The sequence below is a fragment of the Streptomyces sp. NPDC093018 genome, from assembly GCF_040684035.1.
Classification (GTDB): Bacteria; Actinomycetota; Actinomycetes; order Streptomycetales; family Streptomycetaceae; genus Streptomyces; species Streptomyces murinus.
This window is the reverse complement of the sequence record NZ_JBFBFF010000002.1, coordinates 317,451-332,495: the sequence shown is the minus strand read 5'-3', so window position 1 is coordinate 332,495 and position 15,045 is coordinate 317,451. Positions and strand designations below refer to the sequence as shown.

The window sequence follows — 15,045 nt, the reverse complement described above, 5'->3', positions numbered from 1 at the left end:
CGCACTCCCTCTTCTCCGTTCCCCGCCTCCCAGGCTCGCGCGGCGGGGGCGGCGGATCGTCGTCTCCCGGGGCGAGTCCAGGTAAGCGAAAGTGGCAGTCCGGGACCGTCCCCAGGGACCATCCGCGACGGTCCCGGGGCGTGTTGGATGGGGGCATGGCCGTACGACTCCCCCGACCGCACCGGTTCGACGTGTTCCTCGCGGCCGGCGGTCTCGCGGGCGGAATCGTGGTGTGGGCGCTCGGGCTGCACACCTCGGGCAGCGGGGTGCTCGGCGCCGGCTGGGGACTGATCCCGCTGACGGTCACCGCGGGCCTGGAGCTACTCCGCCGCACCCGGCCCCAACTCGCGCTGATCTTGGGCACCTTCGCCCTCACCTTCGACATGTTCACCCCGGGCAATGTGGCGACGATCCTGATGTTCACGGACCTCGCCTACACCGCCGTGCTCTACGGCTCACCGGCCGCCGCCCGCCGTATCCCGGTCACCACCGGGCTGGTCAGCCTCGGGGTGACGCTCGGCTTCCTCCTCTGGTGGCGCGAGCCGCAGGCCATCCTGGTCGGCCTCGGCTGCGCCGTCGTCTCCTTCGGCCCCGCCGCCACCGGGGCCCTGGTGCGCAATCATCACGAGGCCGCCGAGACCGCCCGGCTGCGGGCCGAACAGACCGCGCTGCTCGCGGAGATGGACCGCACCCAGGCGGTGACCGCCGAACGGGCGCGGATGGCACGGGAGTTGCACGACATGGTCGCGGGCCATCTGTCGGCCATCGCGATCCACTCCACGGCCGCGCTCTCCCTCGACGACCCGGACACCTCCCGGGCATCCCTCACCGTCATCCGGGAGAACAGCGTGGCCGGACTGACCGAGATGCGACGGCTGATCGGCATCCTGCGGGACAGCGGCGGCGAGAGTGGGCCGATGCCGACACCGACGCTCGACGGACTCGGCACGCTGGTCGCCGGCGCCCGCGCCAACGGGCTGGACGTCACCCTCGACGCCGGACAGGGCAGCGTCCCGGCCCCGGTCGAGCTGGCCGCCTACCGGATCGTCCAGGAGTCGCTGACCAACGCCCTCAAGCACGCGGCCCCGGGACCCGTCCTGGTCCTGCTGCGCCGGGCTGGCGACGCCCTGCGGATCGAGGTGAGCAGCCCCTACCGGCCCGGCGACGGACCCCGGGTGCCCGGCTCGGGTGCCGGGCTCCCCGGGATGCGGGAGCGGGCCGCGCTGCTCGGGGGGTCCCTGACCGCCGGCCCGGGCGGTGACCGCTGGACCGTACATGCCCTTCTTCCGCTGGCGGAGCACACCATCGCCGCACCCACCCTCACCGAGGGCACCCCCACCAAGGGCACCGCCCTCGCCGAAGTCTCCGGCGAAGAGGTCCGCGCATGATCCGCGTCCTGGTCGCCGAGGACCAGTCGGCCGTCCGCGCGGGACTGGTCCTGATCCTGCGCAGCGCGCCCGGCATCGAGGTGGTCGGCGAGGCCGCGAACGGCGAGCGGGCGGTGGAACTCGCCCGGGAACTGCGGCCCGATGTCGTCCTGATGGATGTGCAGATGCCACGCCTGGACGGGGTGTCGGCGACCCGGCTCATCGCGGCGGAAGGACTCGCGGATGTCCTGGTACTGACCACCTTCGATCTGGACGAGTACGTCTTCGGGGCACTGCGGGCCGGAGCCGCCGGGTTCCTGCTGAAGAGCGCGGAGGCGAAGGACCTGATCGACGCGGTGCGGACGGTGGCGCGCGGGGAGGGGGTCGTGGCACCGGCCGTGACCCGGCGCCTGATCGCCGAGTTCGCCGCCGGGCCGGGCGGCGGCCGGGGCACCCGGCCGGATCCGGCCGTCCTGGACGGACTGACCCCCCGCGAGCGCGAGGTGCTCTCCCTGCTCGGCGAGGGGCTGTCCAACGCGCAGATCGGCGCCCGGCTGGAGATGGCGGAGGGCACGGCCAAGTCGCACGTCAGCCGACTGCTGGGCAAGCTGGACCTGCGTAGCCGGGTGCAAGCGGCCGTACTGGCACGGGAGTTGGGCGCCTAGCCGAGCCGCCAGGCCATGGCCCCGGTCACGGTCACGGCCCCGGTCACGGCCTCGGTCACGTCCGCTAGCGCGCCGACCGCACCGTGAGGTCGCCGTTGGTCGTCGACAGGTCCAGGCGGTAGCGGCCCGCGGGGTCGTCCTTGAACGCGACCTTCTTGTCGCCGTTGGTGTTGTTCGCCGATATCCGGTAGCCGGCGGGCGGCATCGTGACCGTGAGGTCTCCGCTGGAGGTGTGTGCCTTGACGTCCTGCGGGGTGGCCGCCTGGATCGTCACTCCGCCGTTCGACGTCTGCGCGTCGACGCCGCCCTTGGCGTTCTTCACGGTGACCTCTCCGTTGGAGGTGCGCAGCTTCACCGCGCCCGTCGCTCCGGTCACCGCGATCTCGCCGTTGCTGGTGTGTACGTCGACCGCGCCGACGCCGTTCAGCCTGAGGTCGCCGTTGGAGGTGCCGCCCGTCACCGGGAGGGCGGCGGGCACCGTCACGTCGTAGTCGACGCCGCAGCTGTGGCCGCAGCCGGCGAGGGTCAGGACGCCCTGGTCGACATGGAAGCTGGTGCCGGTCGGCTTGTCGCCGGAGTAGTTGACCTTGCGGTGCACGGAGATCGTGGCGGCGTCCGCCGATGTCCGCACCTTCACCCCGCCGTCCCCGCTGTCGAGGTGGATCGAGGTCACCTTCTGGGACACCGTGGCGTCGTCCTGGAAGGTCTTGTGGTCGAGGACCTGGCACGCGGACAGCCCGCCGACGGTGAGTGCGGCCAGGGCCACGGCAGCAAGGAAACGCGCGGGTCGCATGAAGAATCCCCCGTATACAGCACATCGGATCGTTGATCGGTCACAGCGATCGTACGCAGCCCGCCGCCTGCACTTCGCTGGGGAAAACCCCCCAATGCACCGGGGGTTTACAGGACTTGGAATGGTCCAGACCTATTGACCCGTGGTCCAGACCTTTCTACCCTCGCAGCACCGTGGGCATGAAGGCTCAGTCATGCCCCCTGTCACCCCCACTACCGAGGGAGGCGCTCGATGCGCTTCAGACACAAGGTCGCGGCAGGGCTCGCGACCCTGATACTCCCCATGGCCGGACTGGTCGGGCTCGCGAGCCCCGCCCCGGCCGCGAGTCCCCAGGCCGCGGGCAACGTCACGGCGAGCTTCACCAAGTCCAGCGACTGGGGCACCGGCTTCGGCGGCCAGTGGACCATCAAGAACGCGGGCTCCGCGAGCATCAGTTCCTGGACCGTCGAGTGGGACTTCCCCTCCGGCACGTCCGTCAGCTCCGCCTGGGACGCCGACGTCACCAACTCCGGCAACCACTGGACGGCGAAGAACAAGTCCTACAACGGCACCCTCGCCGCCGGGGCCTCCATCAGCTTCGGCTTCAACGGCGCCGGTTCCGGCAATCCGAGCAACTGCACGCTCAACGGCAGCAGTTGCGACGGCACGACGGCCCCCGGCGACTCCGCCCCGAGCGCCCCCGGCACCCCGACCGCCTCCGGCGTCTCCGACACCTCGGTGAAGCTCTCCTGGAGCGCGGCCACCGATGACAAGGGCATCAAGAACTACGACGTGCTGCGCGACGGCAAGGTCGTGGCCACCGTGACCACCACGTCGTACACCGACACCGGGCTCACCGCGGGCAGCGACTACTCCTACTCCGTGCAGGCCCGCGACACCGCCGACCAGACCGGTCCGGCCAGCGCCGCGGTCGCCGTGCACACCACCGGCGGCGGCTCCACCACTCCCCCGCCCGCCGGCGGCAAGGTCAAGCTCGGCTACTTCACCGACTGGGGCATCTACGCCCGCAACTACAACGTGAAGAACCTGGTGACCTCCGGCTCCGCCGCCAAGATCACCCACATCAACTACGCCTTCGGCAACATCACCGGCGGCAAGTGCGCCATCGGCGACTCCTACGCCGACTACGACAAGGCGTTCACCGCCGACCAGGCCGTCAACGGCACCGCCGACACCTGGGACCAGCCGCTGCGCGGCAACTTCAACCAGCTGCGCGAGCTGAAGGCCAAGTACCCGAATCTCAAGGTCATCTGGTCCTTCGGCGGCTGGACCTGGTCCGGCGGCTTCGCCGACGCGGCCAAGGACCCGGCCGGCTTCGCCCAGTCCTGCTACGACCTCGTCAACGACCCGCGCTGGGCCGATGTGTTCGACGGCATCGACATCGACTGGGAGTACCCCAACAACTGCGGTCTGACCTGTGACACCAGCGGGCCCGAGGCGTTCAAGAACGTGATGGCCGCGCTGCGCGCCAAGTTCGGCAGCAGCAAGCTGGTCACGGCCGCGGTCTCCGCCGACGGCTCGGACGGCGGCAAGATCGACTCCGCCGACTACTCCGGCGCCTCCCAGTACGTCGACTGGTACAACGTGATGACGTACGACTTCTTCGGCGCCTGGGACGCGCAGGGCCCCACCGCCCCGCACTCCCCGCTCACCTCGTACAGCGGCATCCCGAAGGCGGGCTTCACCACCGCCGACGCGATCGCCAAGTACAAGGCGGCCGGTGTCCCCGCGTCCAAGCTGCTCATCGGCATCGGCTTCTACGGCCGCGGCTGGACCGGCGTCACCCAGGACGCCCCGGGCGGCACCGCCACGGGACCGGCGGCCGGCACCTATGAGCAGGGCATCGAGGACTACAAGGTCCTCAAGTCGTCCTGCCCGGTCACCGGCACCGTCGCGGGCACCGCGTACGCCCACTGCGGCAGCAACTGGTGGTCGTACGACACCCCGTCGACCATCGCCGGGAAGATGAGCTGGGCCAAGACCCAGGGCCTGGGCGGCGCGTTCTTCTGGGAGTTCAGCGGCGACACCAGCGACGGCGAACTGGTGAACGCCATCAGCAGCAACCTGTAAGAAGCCCAGTAAGAAGCATCGGCCCAGCGGGTGGACGTGGTTACGCCACGTTCACCCGCTGTCCGGGTGGGGCCGCTTCCAGCCACGCCAGAAACCCGGTCAGCGCGTCTTCGCTCATGGCGAGTTCGAGGCGTGTGCCCCGGTGGACGCAGGCGAGGACCACCGCGTCGGACAGCAGCGCCAGTTCCTCCTCGCCCTCGGGCAGCCGGCGGCCGGCCACCTCGATCTGGGCGCGTTCCAGGACCCGGCGGGGTCGGACGGCGTAGGAGAAGACCCGGTACCACTCGATGCGGTCGCCGTTGTAGCGGGCGACGCCGTAGCTCCAGCCCTTGCCGCCGGTGTCCGGATTCTCGGTCACGTCCCAGCGCAGGGAGCAGTCGAAGGTCCCGCCCGAGCGCTGGATCAGCCGGCGCCGCAGGCCGAACAGAAACAGCCCGACCACCACGAGCGCGACCACGATCCCGCACACAGTCAGAGCGAGGACCATCGGCACCGACCTCCTCGTCTCCTAGGTAGGGAAACTGCTTCTACTACTGAGTAATGAAACGGAAAAAACACCTACATCTGCCTCAGCCGCGACCGGCACCGGATTGCTCCGGGCCGGCCGCGGCTGAGTGATGTCAACGTACCGCGCGGCTGGTTCAGCGTGCGGTCGCCGCACGAAGTCGGACGTCCGCGCGGCGCTCGGCGGCGGCGTCGCCCTCCGCCTTCGCGCGCTCGAGTTCCCGCTCCGTGCGCTGGACATCGATCTCGTCCGACAGCTCGGCGATCTCGGCCAGCAGGGACAGCTTGTTGTCCGCGAACGAGACGAAACCGCCGTGCACCGCGGCGACGACCGTTCCACCATCACTCGTACGGATGGTCACCGGGCCCGACTCCAGCACACCGAGCAGCGGCTGGTGACCGGGCATGACGCCGATGTCGCCGGAGGTGGTGCGCGCGACGACCAGGGTGGCCTCGCCGGACCAGACCTGGCGGTCCGCGGCGACCAGCTCGACGTGCAGCTCAGCAGCCAAGAGTGGCTCCTCGGGTCACCACCCGGCAGGGGTGCCGGGTGTTGGGGTCAATTCTAGTGGGCGTTGCGGAGGGGGCGGGACGCGCCCGCCCCCTCCAAGAGCACGAGGCTCAGGAGACGCCCAGCTCCTTGGCGTTGGCCTTGAGGTCCTCAAGGCCACCGCACATGAAGAACGCCTGCTCCGGGAAGTGGTCGTACTCGCCGTCGCAGATCGCGTTGAACGCGGCGATCGACTCGTCCAGCGGCACGTCCGAACCGTCCACGCCGGTGAACTGCTTGGCGACGTGGGTGTTCTGGGACAGGAAGCGCTCCACGCGACGGGCACGCCAGACGACGAGCTTGTCCTCCTCGCCGAGCTCGTCGATACCGAGGATCGCGATGATGTCCTGCAGGTCCTTGTACTTCTGCAGGATGTTCTTCACGCGCATGGCCGCGTTGTAGTGGTCCGCGGCGATGTACCGCGGGTCCAGGATCCGGGACGTCGAGTCCAGCGGGTCCACGGCCGGGTAGATGCCCTTCTCCGAGATCGGACGGGAGAGAACCGTCGTCGCGTCGAGGTGGGCGAAGGTGGTGGCCGGGGCCGGGTCGGTCAGGTCGTCCGCGGGGACGTAGATCGCCTGCATCGAGGTGATCGAGTGACCGCGGGTCGACGTGATGCGCTCCTGGAGGAGACCCATCTCGTCGGCCAGGTTCGGCTGGTAACCCACCGCGGACGGCATACGGCCGAGCAGCGTGGAGACCTCGGAACCGGCCTGCGTGAAGCGGAAGATGTTGTCGATGAAGAACAGCACGTCCTGCTTCTGGACGTCACGGAAGTACTCGGCCATGGTGAGGCCGGCCAGCGCGACGCGCAGACGGGTGCCCGGGGGCTCGTCCATCTGACCGAAGACCAGGGCGGTCTTGTCGATGACGCCCGAGTCGGTCATCTCCTCGATGAGGTCGTTGCCCTCACGGGTGCGCTCACCGACACCGGCGAACACGGAGACACCGTCGTGGTTGTTGGCGACACGGTAGATCATCTCCTGGATGAGCACCGTCTTGCCGACGCCGGCGCCGCCGAACAGGCCGATCTTGCCGCCCTTGACGTACGGGGTGAGCAGGTCGATGACCTTGACGCCCGTCTCGAACATCTCGGTCTTCGACTCAAGCTCGTCGAAGTTCGGCGCCTTGCGGTGGATCGGCCAGCGCTCGCCCTCGTACTGCTCGTCGACGTTCAGCACCTCACCGAGGGTGTTGAACACCTTGCCCTTGGTGAAGTCGCCGACCGGCACCGAGATCGGCGCGCCGGTGTCGGTGACCGGGGCCTGGCGGACCAGGCCGTCGGTGGGCTGCATGGAGATGGTGCGGACCAGGCCGTCACCCAGGTGCTGGGCGACCTCCAGGGTCAGCGTCTTCTTCTCGCCGGCGTTGGCCGGGTCGGCCACCTCGACGTGCAGCGCCTGGTAGATGTCCGGCATCGCGTCGACGGGGAACTCCACGTCGACGACCGGGCCGATGACCCGGGCGACGCGGCCCGTAGCCGTCGCGGTCTCAACAGTGGTGGTCATTATCGGTCACTCCCCGCGGTCGCGTCGGCCAGGGCGCTCGCGCCACCGACGATCTCGCTGATTTCCTGGGTGATTTCGGCCTGGCGGGCCGCGTTGGCAAGACGGGAGAGCGTGTTGATCAGCTCGCCCGCGTTGTCGGTGGCCGACTTCATCGCGCGCCGCGTGGCGGCGTGCTTGGAAGCGGCCGACTGGAGCAGCGCGTTGTAGATACGGCTCTCCACGTAGCGGGGCAGCAGGGCGTCGAGGACGTCCTCCGCGGAGGGTTCGAAGTCGTAGAGCGGAAGGATCTCGCCCTCGGACTTCGTCTCCTCGGCGACCTCGTCGAGGCGCAGCGGAAGCAGCCGTGCGTCGAGCGCGGTCTGCGTCATCATCGAGACGAACTCGGTGTAGACGATGTGGAGTTCATCCACGCCGCCCTCGGCCGTGTCCTTCTCGATGGCCTCGATCAGGGGTGCCGCGACCTTCTTCGCGTCGGCGTACGACGGCTCGTCGGTGAAGCCCGTCCACGACTCCGCGACCTTGCGCTCGCGGAAGTTGTAGTGGGCGACACCGCGCCGGCCGACGATGTACGCGTCGACCTGCTTGCCCTCGCGCTCCAGGCGCGCGGTCAGCTGCTCCGCCGCCTTGATGGCGTTGGAGTTGAAGGCGCCGGCCAGACCGCGGTCGCTCGTGAGGAGCAGGATCGCGGCACGGGTCGGGTTCTCCGCCTCCGTGGTGAGCGGGTGCTTGGTGTTCGACCCCGTACCGACCGCCGTGACCGCGCGCGTCAGCTCGGTCGCGTACGGCGTGGAGGCCGCCACCTTGCGCTGCGCCTTGACGACGCGCGAGGCGGCGATCATCTCCATCGCCTTGGTGATCTTCTTGGTCGCGCTGACGGATCGGATGCGACGCTTGTAGACCCGGAGCTGGGCTCCCATGAGTCAGGTCCCTTCCTTACGTCACTTGGCGGCAGCGGCAGGAGTGTCCTCGCCGAGCAGCTTGCCGTCCGAGGTCTCGAACTGCTTCTTGAACTCGGCCACCGCGTCGTCGATCGCCTGGATCGTGTCGTTCGACATCTTGGCGCCCTCCTTGATGGAGGTCATCAGGCCCTGGTGCTTGCGGTGCAGGAAGTCCAGCAGCTCCCGCTCGAAGCGACGGACGTCCACGACCGGGACATCGTCCATACGACCGTTGGTGCCGGCCCACACGGAGACGACCTGGTCCTCGGTGGCCATCGGCTGGTACTGGTCCTGCTTCAGCAGCTCGACCATGCGCTGACCGCGCTCCAGCTGGGCCTTGGAGGCCGCGTCCAGGTCGGAACCGAAGGCGGCGAACGCCTCCAGCTCACGGAACTGGGCGAGGTCCACACGGAGGCGGCCGGAGACCTGGCGCATCGCCTTGTGCTGGGCGGAGCCACCGACTCGGGAGACCGAGATACCGACGTTCAGCGCGGGACGCTGACCGGCGTTGAACAGGTCCGACTCCAGGAAGCACTGGCCGTCGGTGATGGAGATGACGTTGGTCGGGATGAACGCCGAGACGTCGTTGGCCTTCGTCTCGACGATCGGCAGACCGGTCATCGAACCGGCGCCCATGTCGTCGGAGAGCTTGGCGCAGCGCTCCAGCAGACGCGAGTGCAGGTAGAAGACGTCACCCGGGTAGGCCTCACGGCCCGGCGGGCGGCGCAGCAGCAGGGACACGGCGCGGTAGGCGTCGGCCTGCTTCGAGAGGTCGTCGAAGATGATGAGGACGTGCTTGCCCTCGTACATCCACTGCTGGCCGATGGCCGAACCGGTGTACGGCGCAAGGTACTTGAAGCCGGCCGGGTCGGACGCCGGGGCGGCGACGATGGTCGTGTACTCCAGCGCGCCGTTCTCCTCCAGCGAGCGGCGAACGCCCGCGATGGTGGAGCCCTTCTGGCCGATGGCGACGTAGATGCAGCGGACCTGCTTCTTCGGGTCGCCGGTGCGCCAGTTGTCGCGCTGGTTGATGATGGTGTCGACGGCCAGGGCGGTCTTGCCGGTCTGGCGGTCACCGATGATCAGCTGACGCTGACCACGGCCGATCGGGGTCATCGCGTCGACGGCCTTGTAGCCGGTCTCCATCGGCTCGTGCACCGACTTGCGCTGCATGACCGTGGGGGCCTGCAGCTCAAGGGCGCGGCGGCCGGACGTCTCGATCTCGCCGAGGCCGTCGATCGGGTTGCCGAGCGGGTCGACAACACGGCCGAGGTAACCCTCGCCGACCGCGACGGAGAGCACCTCGCCGGTACGCGTGACCGGCTGGCCCTCCTCGACGCCACTGAACTCGCCGAGGACGACGGCACCGATCTCGCGCTCCTCGAGGTTGAGGGCGAGGCCGAGGGTGCCGTCCTCGAACTTCAGCAGTTCGTTGGCCATGGCCGAGGGAAGACCCTCGATCTTCGCGATGCCGTCGCCGGCGACGGTGACCGTACCGACCTCCTCGCGCGAGGCCGCGTCCGGCTTGTACGACTGGACGAAGTTCTCCAGCGCGTCCCGGATCTCCTCCGGCCGGATCGTGAGCTCCGCCATCTGGGTTCCCTGCTCTCCTTGTTGGGCCCGAAGTTTCACTTTGGGGGGATGGGGACTCCCCCCAACAGGAGGTGAATCCTCTGCACGGCCCAACCAGGGCCGTATGTACGTACTGCTATTACTCGGTATGTCGAGGTGCTGCGTCGCTGTCGCGTCGCCGTTAGCTCGCCATGCGGCGGGCGGCCTCGTCCAGTCGGTCCGCGAGCGAACCGTTGATGACCTCGTCACCGACCTGGACCCGCATACCGCCGACGACGTCGGGGTCCACGTCCAGGTTGAGGTGGATCCGGCGGCCGTAGAGCTTGCCGAGAGCGGCGCCGAGGCGCTGCTTCTGGGTGTCGCTCAGCGGCACCGCCGAGGTGACGACGGCGACCAGACGGTCCCGGCGCTCCGCGGCCAGCTTGGACAGGGACTCCAGTCCCGCTTCCAGGCTACGACCACGCGGCGCGGCCACGAGGCGCACGACCAGACGCTCGGTGGCGGGCTTGGCCCGTCCGCCCAGCAGCCGGTTCAGCAGCTCGGTCTTGGCCCCGGCGCCCGCGGTGCGGTCGGTCAGGGCGGCGCGCAGCTCGGTGTTGGAGGCGACGATCCGGCCGAACCGGAACAGCTCGTCCTCCACCTCGTCGAGGTTGCCACGCTTCTCCGCGGCGGTGAGGTCGGCGATGTCCGCCAGCTGCTCCGTCGCGTCCACCAGGTCGCGGGGCTGCGACCAGCGGGCGCGGGCCATCCCGGCCACCAGGTCGACGGCCACGCCGCTGACCTGGGTACCGAGCAGGCGCTGGACCAGCTCGGCCTTGGCCTCTCCGGACTGCGCCGGGTCGGTGAGAACCCGGCGCAGGCCGGCCTCGCGGTCGAGCAGCGCGGTGACGGCCGCCAGCTCGTCGGCGAGCGCGGCCGCGTCCACGGACGTGGAGTCCGTCAGCGCGTCGAGACGCTCCCGTGCGGCTGCCAGGGCCTCGCGGCTCGCTCCGTTCATCGCGCGGCCTCGGCCTTCTCCTCGAGCTCGTCGAGGAAGCGGTCGATCACACGGCTCTGCCGGGCGTGGTCCTCAAGGGACTCGCCGACGAGCTTGCCGGCCAGGTCGGTGGCGAGCTTGCCGACGTCCTGACGCAGCGTGGACGCGGCGGCCTTGCGGTCGGCCTCGATCTGGGTGTGACCGGCGGCGACGATCTCCTCGCGCTGCCGCTGGCCCTCGGCCCGCATCTCGGCGATGAGCGTGGCACCCTGCTCCTGCGCCTCCTGGCGCAGTCGCGCGGCCTCGTGCCGTGCCTCGGCCAGCTGGGCCTTGTACTGCTCAAGGACGCTCTGGGCCTCGGTCTGCGCGGCCTCGGCCTTTTCGATACCGCCCTCGATGGCCTCGCGACGCTCTTCCAGAACCTTGTTGATGTTCGGGAGGAGCTTCTTGGCGAGGAAGCCGAAGACGATGACGAAGGCGATCAGGCCGATGACGAGCTCCGGCCACGGCGGAATGAGAGGGTTCTCCTTCTCCGCCGCAAACTGAACCCATGAGTGGGTCATCTCAGTGCCTTTCGTCGAATGGGCTGTCGCTGTCGCTCGTCTTAGTAGACGAACGGCATGACGAGGCCGATGAGGGCCAGCGCCTCACAGAACGCGAAGCCGAGGATCTGGTTGGAGCGGATCAGGCCCGCAGCCTCGGGCTGACGCGCGAGGGCCTGCGTGCCGTTACCGAAGATGATGCCGACGCCGACGCCGGGGCCGATGGCCGAAAGGCCGTAACCGACGGAGCTGAGCGAACCAGTGACAGCGGCAAGGGTCTGGGACATGCCAGTTCTTCCTTTTCTTTACGGACCGGTGGGGGGTTGGCCACCGGACGACCAGGGGTTTCGGGGCGGAGTGGCTCAGTGGTGCTCGGCGAGCGCGCCCTGGATGTAGGAGCAGGTCAGCAGGACGAAGACGTATGCCTGGACGGCCTGGATGAACAGCTCGAAGGCGGTCATGACGATCGTCATCACGAACGAGACGCCGGCGAAGGCGATACCGATGCCGTTCAGCATGTACCAGCTGGCGATCGTGAAGAGCACGATCAGCGTGTGACCGGCGAACATGTTCGCGAACAGTCGGACGGCGTGGGTGAAGGGGCGGACCAGCAGGTTCGAGAAGAACTCGATGACCATGGCCAGCGGCAGCACCGCGCCGAGCGACTTGTCGTAACCCGTGAAGTTCTTGAACGCGCCGACGAAACCGTGCCGCTTGAAGGTCAGCGAGACCCACAGCACGTAGACGATCGCGGCCAGCGCTGCCGGGTAGGCGATGATCGACGTCACCGGGAACTGGGCGACCGGGATGATCGACCAGATGTTCATCATCCAGACGAAGAAGAAGAGAGAGACGACCAGCGGTACGTACTTCTCTCCTTCCTTCTTGCCGATGGTCTCGTAGACGACACCCCGGCGCACGAAGTCGTAGCCGGCCTCGCCGACCATCTGGAGCTTGCCCGGGATGACCTTGGCCTTGCCGAAGGCGGCCCAGAAGAAGCCCACGACGATGATGGAACCGAGCAGGGCGAGGAGCATCGGCTTGTTGAAGTACAGGCCGTTCGTGTTCCCCCAGATCGGCTCGAAGAGGAACGAATGCAGGCCCGGAGCGACGGTGTCGAAGCCGCACCCGCTGAACAGGTGGCAGCTCGAGTCGAAAGCGAGCGTCTGCGTCGGATCAGCACTCACCGCGGGCTCCTTCATCGTGGCGCATAGGTACGGCAACCTCGTTGTGTCGGCGCGGCGTGCGGCCGCGGGTCGGCACGGGACTGGTGTGACGGATGTGGGGGCGGCTGGGGGGCATCTCGCCTCGCGATCGAACAGGCGTCAGCTCAGATGCCCGCGCCCGCGATGCCGCAGTTGGCACCGGACGATAGCAGCATGCGTGCTGCGCCTTTATCCCGGCCCTACCTCTCACGACGAACGCCCTGTCTTTTCGGGCTTGTCACCCGAAGACGAGGCGTCCGGTTCGACGTAGAGGGTCTTGGCCTTCATGTGCGCACGCGTCTGCGCGGCGATCCACACGAGGGTGGCGACCACAAGCGTGATGGCGAAGGCACGCGGGTTGAAGAGCGTGGTGTTCTTGAACAGTGCGACGAAGATGACCATCAGCAGCAGCTGAGCCGCGTAGAGCATCAGGCCCATCATCTGGAACAGCTGCGGAAATGACTTGGCGGTGCGCTGGAGCACATAGAGACCGAGCCCCATGAACAGGACCACGACCACGGTCGCGACGACGGCCCCGATCGCTCCCTTGCCGCCCGCGACCACACCACTGACGACGGCGGCAAGCGCGCCGACGACAGCCGTGGGTACGGCGGCCTGGGCCAGGATCCGGGCGTCAGAAGACGGCATGGCGGCAACTCCGCTTTCACAGGGGGGCAGGTGTCGTCATGGACGAGCGTAGTCCCGGGCTGAGTGAACGAGACCTCACACCAAAGGGCCGTCGCACTACGGTCCGTCGGTTCTATCCCGGGTTCTCGTGAACAGTATCACAAACTATTTGATGAGGTCTTTACCTGGTAGGTGTGCTTGCTGTCACACATGAGAGTGACTCTGCACGTCTGATCAGAAACCGAGCCGCTTTGTCTGGTATTAGGGATCTTTGCTCCCCCACGACTTGGCAATGCTCTAGTCAGATTCTTACCTTGCCCGTCTCAGGAACGGTCAGGAAAACGCCCACGAGTGCCGATTGCGGTCGCCCCGTTGACGCCGGACACACCGGCCGTGACGGGCGCGCGGTCCTCGGTCTCCGGCTCGTCGGGAGCGTCCTGCGCGGCCGCCTCCATGGCGAGTTCCGCCTCCGCCGCCGCGGCCCGGCGGCGCCGGTAGCGCGGCGGCACGAAGCGCTGGGCCCACACCGGCACCCGCGGCGTGAAGCGCGGCAGGAGCAGCAGGACGAGGCCCACGGCGCTGAGGAAGACGACGCCGAGCACGATCCACATCGACGCCGAGTTGACCGAGTAGGCCAGCGCGCCGAAGGCGATCAGCGCCGACCAGAAGTACATGATCAGCACCGCGCGGCTGTGCGAGTGGCCGATCTCCAGCAGCCGGTGGTGCAGATGCCCGCGGTCCGCGGCGAACGGCGACTGACCGCGCCAGGTGCGCCGCACGATGGCCAGCACCAGGTCGGCGGCCGGGATCGCGATGATCGTCAGCGGCATCAGCAGCGGGATGTAGACGGGCACCATCTGGTGCACGGTGGCGCGCTCGGAACCGGAGAACAGGTTCATCACGTCCGGGTCCACCTGACCCGTGATCGAGATGGCGCCCGCGGCCAGCACCAGGCCGATCAGCATGGAGCCGGAGTCGCCCATGAAGATGCGCGCCGGGTGCATGTTGTGCGGCAGGAAGCCCAGGCACATGCCCATCAGGATCGACGCGAACAGGGTGGCGGGGGCGGCGGCCTCGATGCCGTACGACACCCAGACGCGATACGCGTACAGGAAGAACGCCACCGTCGCGATGCACACCATGCCGGCCGCGAGACCGTCGAGGCCGTCCACGAAGTTCACGGCGTTGATCGTGATGACGACGAGCGCCACGGTCAGCAGCGTGCCCTGCCACTGGGTCAGCGCCACATTGCCGACGCCGGGGATGGGCAGCCACAGGATCGTCAGACCCTGCATCACCATGACGCCCGCGGCGATCATCTGGCCGCCGAGCTTGATCAGGGCGTCGATCTCGAACTTGTCGTCCAGGACGCCGATCAGCCAGATCAGGGCGGCGCCGGAGAGCAGGGCCCGCGGTTCGTTGGACTTCTCGAACACCCAGTTCAGGCTGGACAGATGGTCGGCGACCAGCAGGCCCGCGCACAGTCCGAAGAACATCGCGATCCCGCCGAGGCGCGGAGTGGGTTCCCGGTGCACGTCCCGGGCCCGGATCTCCGGCATCGCCCCCGCCACGATCGCGAACTTCCGCACCGGCCCCGTCAGCAGGTACGTCACCGCGGCCGTGATGCAGAGCGTCAGCAGGTATTCACGCACGGGCTTCCCCACAGGTCTCGCTGGCCATCACAGCCCCACAGCCTAGCGGCGGGCGTATACGTCTGAGGACTTACGG

General features: G+C 68.5%; 15 protein-coding genes. 3 read left to right on the top strand and 12 right to left on the bottom strand.

Annotated features, from left to right (window positions below):
• The first annotated feature begins 155 nt into the window (after positions 1–155).
• Together AB0N90_RS05410 and AB0N90_RS05405 are read left to right on the top strand one after the other, a co-directional pair.
• Positions 156–1,388, top strand: a complete 1,233-nt coding sequence (locus AB0N90_RS05410; RefSeq protein WP_365193148.1) for a histidine kinase — start codon at positions 156–158, stop codon at positions 1,386–1,388.
• Positions 1,385–2,032, top strand: a complete 648-nt coding sequence (locus tag AB0N90_RS05405) for a response regulator transcription factor (RefSeq protein WP_365193146.1) — start codon at positions 1,385–1,387, stop codon at positions 2,030–2,032. The genes AB0N90_RS05410 and AB0N90_RS05405 overlap by 4 nt, the downstream gene beginning before the upstream one ends.
• 64 nt (positions 2,033–2,096) lie before the next feature.
• On the opposite strand, the gene AB0N90_RS05400 is transcribed toward AB0N90_RS05405, so the two are convergent.
• Positions 2,097–2,825, bottom strand: a complete 729-nt coding sequence (locus AB0N90_RS05400; RefSeq protein ID WP_365193144.1) for a DUF4097 family beta strand repeat-containing protein — start codon at positions 2,823–2,825, stop codon at positions 2,097–2,099.
• A gap of 231 nt (positions 2,826–3,056) precedes the next feature.
• Between AB0N90_RS05400 and AB0N90_RS05395 the strand changes: the two genes are divergently transcribed.
• The gene (locus AB0N90_RS05395) at positions 3,057–4,895 is read left to right on the top strand and encodes a glycoside hydrolase family 18 chitinase (RefSeq protein ID WP_365193143.1); all 1,839 of its coding nucleotides are present in this window, start codon (positions 3,057–3,059) and stop codon (positions 4,893–4,895) included.
• Positions 4,896–4,935: 40 nt separating this feature from the next.
• Here AB0N90_RS05395 and AB0N90_RS05390 read toward each other — a convergent pair whose 3' ends face one another.
• From AB0N90_RS05390 to AB0N90_RS05340, 11 genes are all read right to left on the bottom strand, one after another.
• Entirely contained in the window at positions 4,936–5,382 is a 447-nt protein-coding gene (locus tag AB0N90_RS05390) for a DUF2550 domain-containing protein (RefSeq protein WP_361674593.1), read from the bottom strand.
• Positions 5,383–5,536: 154 nt separating this feature from the next.
• Positions 5,537–5,911 carry a F0F1 ATP synthase subunit epsilon gene (locus AB0N90_RS05385; RefSeq protein ID WP_037656493.1) on the bottom strand — a complete coding sequence of 125 codons (375 nt, stop codon included), beginning with the start codon at positions 5,909–5,911 and terminating at the stop codon, positions 5,537–5,539.
• Positions 5,912–6,020: 109 nt separating this feature from the next.
• Positions 6,021–7,457, bottom strand: a complete 1,437-nt coding sequence (gene atpD, locus AB0N90_RS05380; RefSeq protein ID WP_361674595.1) for a F0F1 ATP synthase subunit beta — start codon at positions 7,455–7,457, stop codon at positions 6,021–6,023.
• Positions 7,457–8,374 carry a F0F1 ATP synthase subunit gamma gene (locus AB0N90_RS05375; protein ID WP_365193142.1) on the bottom strand — a complete coding sequence of 306 codons (918 nt, stop codon included), beginning with the start codon at positions 8,372–8,374 and terminating at the stop codon, positions 7,457–7,459. The genes atpD and AB0N90_RS05375 overlap by 1 nt, the downstream gene beginning before the upstream one ends.
• A 21-nt stretch (positions 8,375–8,395) precedes the next feature.
• The gene (gene atpA, locus AB0N90_RS05370; RefSeq protein WP_361674599.1) at positions 8,396–9,988 is read right to left on the bottom strand and encodes a F0F1 ATP synthase subunit alpha; all 1,593 of its coding nucleotides are present in this window, start codon (positions 9,986–9,988) and stop codon (positions 8,396–8,398) included.
• A 160-nt stretch (positions 9,989–10,148) separates the two neighbouring features.
• On the bottom strand, positions 10,149–10,964 hold the full coding sequence (locus tag AB0N90_RS05365; protein WP_361674601.1) for a F0F1 ATP synthase subunit delta: 816 nt from the start codon (positions 10,962–10,964) through the stop codon (positions 10,149–10,151).
• Positions 10,961–11,506: a F0F1 ATP synthase subunit B gene (locus AB0N90_RS05360; RefSeq protein ID WP_037656500.1), complete on the bottom strand. Its 546-nt coding sequence runs from the start codon at positions 11,504–11,506 to the stop codon at positions 10,961–10,963. Before AB0N90_RS05360 ends, AB0N90_RS05365 begins: the two co-directional genes overlap by 4 nt.
• Before the next feature lie 41 nt (positions 11,507–11,547).
• Positions 11,548–11,772: an ATP synthase F0 subunit C gene (atpE, locus tag AB0N90_RS05355; RefSeq protein ID WP_125209298.1), complete on the bottom strand. Its 225-nt coding sequence runs from the start codon at positions 11,770–11,772 to the stop codon at positions 11,548–11,550.
• Positions 11,773–11,847: 75 nt separating this feature from the next.
• Positions 11,848–12,687 carry a F0F1 ATP synthase subunit A gene (gene atpB / locus AB0N90_RS05350; protein WP_361674605.1) on the bottom strand — a complete coding sequence of 280 codons (840 nt, stop codon included), beginning with the start codon at positions 12,685–12,687 and terminating at the stop codon, positions 11,848–11,850.
• 210 nt (positions 12,688–12,897) lie between these two features.
• Positions 12,898–13,338 (bottom strand): hypothetical protein, encoded by a 441-nt coding sequence (locus AB0N90_RS05345; RefSeq protein ID WP_361674607.1) that lies wholly within the window; start codon positions 13,336–13,338, stop codon positions 12,898–12,900.
• 302 nt (positions 13,339–13,640) lie between these two features.
• Positions 13,641–14,969, bottom strand: a complete 1,329-nt coding sequence (locus AB0N90_RS05340) for an MraY family glycosyltransferase (RefSeq protein WP_361674609.1) — start codon at positions 14,967–14,969, stop codon at positions 13,641–13,643.
• Positions 14,970–15,045 lie beyond the last annotated feature (76 nt).

Bases quoted from the DNA above. Each gene is read 5' to 3' on its own strand.
- AB0N90_RS05410 (WP_365193148.1), top strand. From the start codon at position 156: ATGGCCGTACGACTCCCCCGACCGCACCGGTTCGACGTGTTCCTCGCG.
- AB0N90_RS05395 (WP_365193143.1), top strand. From the start codon at position 3,057: ATGCGCTTCAGACACAAGGTCGCGGCAGGGCTCGCGACCCTGATACTC.
- atpB (WP_361674605.1), bottom strand. From the start codon at position 12,687: ATGAAGGAGCCCGCGGTGAGTGCTGATCCGACGCAGACGCTCGCTTTC.
- AB0N90_RS05400 (WP_365193144.1), bottom strand. From the start codon at position 2,825: ATGCGACCCGCGCGTTTCCTTGCTGCCGTGGCCCTGGCCGCACTCACC.
- atpE (WP_125209298.1), bottom strand. From the start codon at position 11,772: ATGTCCCAGACCCTTGCCGCTGTCACTGGTTCGCTCAGCTCCGTCGGT.
- AB0N90_RS05390 (WP_361674593.1), bottom strand. From the start codon at position 5,382: ATGGTCCTCGCTCTGACTGTGTGCGGGATCGTGGTCGCGCTCGTGGTG.
- AB0N90_RS05365 (WP_361674601.1), bottom strand. From the start codon at position 10,964: ATGAACGGAGCGAGCCGCGAGGCCCTGGCAGCCGCACGGGAGCGTCTC.
- AB0N90_RS05345 (WP_361674607.1), bottom strand. From the start codon at position 13,338: ATGCCGTCTTCTGACGCCCGGATCCTGGCCCAGGCCGCCGTACCCACG.
- AB0N90_RS05360 (WP_037656500.1), bottom strand. From the start codon at position 11,506: ATGACCCACTCATGGGTTCAGTTTGCGGCGGAGAAGGAGAACCCTCTC.
- AB0N90_RS05405 (WP_365193146.1), top strand. From the start codon at position 1,385: ATGATCCGCGTCCTGGTCGCCGAGGACCAGTCGGCCGTCCGCGCGGGA.
- atpA (WP_361674599.1), bottom strand. From the start codon at position 9,988: ATGGCGGAGCTCACGATCCGGCCGGAGGAGATCCGGGACGCGCTGGAG.
- AB0N90_RS05375 (WP_365193142.1), bottom strand. From the start codon at position 8,374: ATGGGAGCCCAGCTCCGGGTCTACAAGCGTCGCATCCGATCCGTCAGC.
- atpD (WP_361674595.1), bottom strand. From the start codon at position 7,457: ATGACCACCACTGTTGAGACCGCGACGGCTACGGGCCGCGTCGCCCGG.